Raw genomic sequence first — 4,712 nt, 5'->3', positions numbered from 1 at the left:
TGGATACCCCCATACACCCATACTTTCTTACTAAGGGAGGGGAGTTTACGCCGTGCGCGTGATCCTATCTAGAGGGGCAGGATATCAGAAAAAGTTACCAACATGTTTGTTTGAAATTTGTGCTAAGCGCCTAAGCTTTTTCCGCGACTTTGCGCGGAAAAAGAGGCCCCTGCGGGGCATCATTCGGTCAACCCTTGCAGGACGCGTTGAGCACGGGGACTGGCTCTCCCGGCACTTATTTTTCTAATCTGTTTCTTGTTCAAAAAAAAATAAGTGCCGGGGTGCCTGTCCCCATTAACATGCAAGCAGGGATTTTTTTCTTTCTTTTCTTTTCTTTTCTTGTTCCCAGGCTCCAGCCTGGGAACAAGAGGTAACCAGGAACCAGGAACGAAGAACCAGGAACCAGGAACCGATTTTTACGACCAACATGTTTGTTTGAAATTTGTGCTAAGCGCCTAAGAACCAACCAGGTCAAAGGCAACCAGTTTTGCGAATTGTAACAGTTTAGTTTAGCCATTTGCAGGTAGCACGGGGACTGGCTCTCCCAGTCCCTGTTAATTAAAGTCTGTTTTTTTCATCAACATAATAACAAGGGCTGGGGTGTCCCCTGCTTTCCTTAAAAAAGTTAAACAGATACCGGCGACTCTTCTTCTTGACTTTGTATCCCATCCAAGATATCAGAATACTACAAATAGTGGGATTGACGCATCGTATCTGTTAATAACTATGCATATGGCATGGTTGAATCCATGAACGTAGATGACTCCTTAGTGAATTAAGCCTCAAACTCTGGCTGCCCTGAAGTTTTCTCCATTTCACTGGGGTCAGAAAAAACAAGAACCAGTTATCTGTTACTGGTTATCAGGTACCTTTTTTCTGATAACTGATAACCGGGTTACAGGTAAAGATCGCGATAGAGAAGTACTGGTGTCAAGATGGACTTTCATGGGATACACAATGCTGACTGCCGGGAACCGTCCTGGGGACTGCCCCCAGGTGGTATCCGCCCCCACTTGATGGTTACGCTCAAAGCAGTAACAGGATCAGGCGTGCATAGCACTTAAAAGGGAACCCTGTGCAAGTCAGGGACGGACCCACCGCTGTAACCGGGGACCAAAGCCGCAGACAGGCCACTGCCCCGCACTTACTTTTCAATGGGTGTTTTTTCCTTGAAGAAAAAAGTAAGTGCGGGGTGGGAAGGCGCGGCAAGTAGATAGATCCGGAAGTCAGAAGACCTGCCTGAACACCTGAAGACCTTGCCGGGCCGGACAACCGGTACAATACTTCATGATGCCGCGGATGAAAATGGGACATCCCCGGGTCGACAACAATCGGCCCGGGGTTTTTTTATTTCAGAAGACAGAACAGAGAAAACACCGCAAAGAAGGCTGGTTATCTTCAATATTTTATGCGCATAAGGACATCCATACTCCTCGTTACCCTGACATTCATGCTCCTGGGCATGATCATCGCCTCGGTAAGCATGGGCTACGTCCAGGTGCCTCTGTCCACCACTTTCCAGATGCTCTTTTACAAGATCACCGGGCAGCAGGAGCTTTTGCTCCAGGCAGACCCGCTGGTTTACACCGTGATTTTCGAGGTCAGGCTGCCCAGAGTACTCACCGCAGCCATTGTTGGCGCGGGCCTGGCCCTGGCCGGAGTCATATTCCAGGGTCTTCTGCTGAACCCCCTGGCCGACCCGTATACTTTGGGGGTATCGTCCGGAGCGGCTTTCGGGGCCTCCCTGGTACTGCTGTTCAACCTGCAGTTCCTTGGGCTTTACACCCTGCCCCTGTTCGCCTTTATCGCCGGATGCCTGACCCTTCTCTTTGTGGTCTATCTTTCGGCCACGGCCGGGGGACTGTCCTCCAACAATCTTATTTTGTCCGGAGTGATAGTCAGCGCCATTCTTTCAGCCGGCATAAGCCTGTTCAAGTACCTGGCCCAGGAAAGGGTCTCGGTGATAATATTCTGGCTCATGGGCAGCTTTGCCTCCAGCACCTGGCCGGAGCTTATCCTGACTTCGTCCATGGTGTTTCTGGGATTTATGGTATTCATGTTTTATTCCAGGGATATAAATCTCATCTGCCTGGGCAGCCGGGCCGCGGCGTCTCTCGGCGTGGATACCACTAAGCTCAGGATTATCCTCCTGATAACCGCTTCCCTGGTGGCCGCGGTCTGCGTATCCATCTCCGGGATAATCGGGTTTGTAGGCCTTCTGGTGCCGCACATGATGCGCTCTCTAACCGGACCGGAGCACAGAAGCCTTTTGCCGGTGAGCCTTTTGTGCGGGGCGGTGCTTCTTCTGGCCGCGGACACTTTGACCAGGACCATGCTTCCGGCGGAAGTGCCCATTGGGGTGCTTACAGCCCTCATTGGCGGGCCTTTTTTCTGCTATATCTTCCGCAAACGCCAGATGCAGTTCAGGGTGTAGAGTATGGCCTTTTGCATGAAAGATGTACATTTCGCCCTGGGAGAAACCAGCATTCTGGAAGATATAAATATTGACCTGCCTTCGGGCAGAATATACGGCATCCTGGGTCCCAACGGCAGCGGCAAGTCCACCTGGCTGGACCTGCTCATCCGGCACAGGGTGCCGCAGCAGGGCATGGTAGAGTATAACGGCCGCCCCCTGGGATCATACTCCAGGAAACAGATCTCCAAGGAAATGGCCCTGGTTCCCCAGGACTACCGCCTGAACTTTCCCTTCCAGGTCCTGGAGGTGCTGCTCATGGGCAGATATCCTTTTCTGCCGCGCTTTGCCTCTCCTGGCAGCCGGGACCTGGATATCGTCCGGGAGGTTATGCAGAAGACCGGCCTGGAAAAATTTCAGGACAGGATGGTTACTGAGCTAAGCGGTGGTGAGCGCCAGCGGGTGGTTTTCGCCAGGGCCCTGGTTCAGGATACGCCGGTGCTCATTCTGGATGAAGCCACGGCCAGCTTAGATATCAAGCACGGCCTGCACCTTCTGTCCTTAGTGCGGCAAAAAAACCAGCAGGCCCGGACCACGGTCTTTTCCGTGTTTCAGGATATCAACCTGGCTGCAGCCTTCTGCAGCCATATTATCTTTTTCAAGCAGGGACGAATCCTGCTGCACGGCCCGACTACAGAAGTACTCACCCCGGAAAACCTGGAGCGGGTCTTTGACGTCCGGGCCAAGGTCTATTTCGACGATTATGCACAGTCCACCCAGGTGGTGTTCAAGGTTTAACATCTCTGTGCGCATAAAAATTTAACCGTCAGCTAGCAGTTTATGAAAAATAAAACCGCCTTTACCATATTCTGCGCTTTTCTGGCCCTAATGTATTCTGGTTGCCAGGCCCGGGCCTCGGAAATGAAAATCCTGGATCAGGAAAGCATCCAGGATCAGGGGGGCAGAACTATCCAGGTGGATGAGCCCTTTGAGCGCATCATCTCCCTTTATGGGGCCCATACGGAAAACCTTTTTTCTCTGGGCCTGAACCAGGAAGTCATCGGAGTAGGCATGAACGAGTGTTACCCTCCCCAGGCCCTGGAAAGACCGTCTTTTTCCTACCAGGAAGGCCCGGAAAAAATCCTGGCCCACAGGCCGGACCTGGTGCTGGTGCGGCCCATGATTGACTGGGCCTATCCCCGGCTCATGGATACCCTGGAGCGCTCCGGAATCACCGTGGTCTCTCTGCAGCCCGGCAGCAAAAAGGAAATGTTCAAATACTGGCGGATCCTGGGTATTCTTACCGGAAAAGAGGAGCTGGCCCTGCAGATGCAGGAGAACTTTACGGACGGGCTGGAATACGCCCGGAGCCTGACCGCTCATGTGGAGGATAAAAAAGGCGTGTTCTTTGAATCCATGCACGAACAGCTCAAGACCTTCTCCCCGGATTCCATGCCCATCCTGGTACTTGAAGCAGCAGGAGGCGAAAACGCTGCATTAGATGCACGGCAGGTGCGCGGAACCAACATTGCAGATTTCGGGCAGGAAAAACTTCTGTCCAGGGCGGATAAAGTTCAGGTTTATCTTTCCCAGCAGGGCCCCATGAACCAGGCCAGCCCTGAAAATATTAAAAAACGCCCCGGTTTGCACCTGCTTAAGGCAGTACAGCAGAACCGGGTTTACGTTATTGACGAAGTCCTGGTTTCCAGGCCCACCATGCGCCTTCTGCAGGGGATATACGTGGTGGGGGAACACCTTTACCCGGATATATTCCATGAAGACACCCGGGAAAAACTCGACAACTACCGCAAAATGCAAGGCAGTGAATAATGAACAACAGACAAGGAAAACTCTACGGCATAGGAGTGGGGCCGGGCGACCCGGAACTGATACCCCTCAAGTCAATCAACATTCTCAAAAAAGTAGACGTGGTCTTCTGCGCCTCTTCCAGCAAAAACAACCACAGCCTGGCCGTAAACATCGCCAGGGAATATCTTCCAAAGGATACCCTGATTCACAGGCTGCCCTTTCCCATGACCATGGACAAGGAAGTGGCCTCCAGGGCCTGGTCTGAGCACGTAGACACCATCCTGGCTGAGCTGAACCAGGGCAAGGACGCAGCCTTTCTCACCCTGGGAGATCCCCTGACCTATTCCACTTTCGGCTACCTCATGCAGTGCCTGCAATCCAACGCCCCGGAAATCCGCATCGAAACCGTCCCCGGCATCACATCCTTTCAGGCTGCAGCAGCCGCCACCAACACCACCCTGGTGGAGGGCGAGGAAAGCCTGCTCCTGCT

4 protein-coding genes and 1 riboswitch are annotated in these 4,712 nt (G+C 52.8%); all 4 genes read left to right on the top strand.

Features of this window, described 5'->3' with window-relative positions; all coding sequences use genetic code 11:
* Positions 1-1,028: 1,028 nt before the first annotated feature.
* A riboswitch (cobalamin riboswitch) is annotated at positions 1,029-1,258 on the top strand.
* A gap of 150 nt (positions 1,259-1,408) precedes the next feature.
* The gene (locus tag QZP87_RS06735; RefSeq protein WP_287042673.1) at positions 1,409-2,434 is read left to right on the top strand and encodes an iron ABC transporter permease; all 1,026 of its coding nucleotides are present in this window, start codon (positions 1,409-1,411) and stop codon (positions 2,432-2,434) included.
* Between the two features lie 15 nt (positions 2,435-2,449).
* Positions 2,450-3,211, top strand: coding sequence for an ABC transporter ATP-binding protein (locus QZP87_RS06730; protein WP_291322152.1), 762 nt, complete (start codon positions 2,450-2,452; stop codon positions 3,209-3,211).
* A 42-nt stretch (positions 3,212-3,253) separates the two neighbouring features.
* Positions 3,254-4,243: an ABC transporter substrate-binding protein gene (locus tag QZP87_RS06725; protein WP_291322151.1), complete on the top strand. Its 990-nt coding sequence runs from the start codon at positions 3,254-3,256 to the stop codon at positions 4,241-4,243.
* Positions 4,243-4,712 (top strand): precorrin-2 C(20)-methyltransferase (gene cobI / locus QZP87_RS06720; protein ID WP_291322150.1); only part of this gene is annotated, 470 nt, incomplete at its 3' end. The genes QZP87_RS06725 and cobI, both read left to right, overlap by 1 nt.

Source organism: Desulfonatronospira sp. (assembly GCA_003563255.1).
In the GTDB taxonomy this organism is placed as follows: domain Bacteria; phylum Desulfobacterota; class Desulfovibrionia; order Desulfovibrionales; family Desulfonatronovibrionaceae; genus Desulfonatronospira.
This window is presented reverse-complemented; position numbering and strand designations above follow the sequence as displayed.

Excerpts from the sequence above, each read along its gene's own strand:
- QZP87_RS06735 (WP_287042673.1), top strand. The coding sequence starts at position 1,409 with ATGCGCATAAGGACATCCATACTCCTCGTTACCCTGACATTCATGCTC.
- QZP87_RS06730 (WP_291322152.1), top strand. The coding sequence starts at position 2,450 with ATGAAAGATGTACATTTCGCCCTGGGAGAAACCAGCATTCTGGAAGAT.
- QZP87_RS06725 (WP_291322151.1), top strand. The coding sequence starts at position 3,254 with ATGAAAAATAAAACCGCCTTTACCATATTCTGCGCTTTTCTGGCCCTA.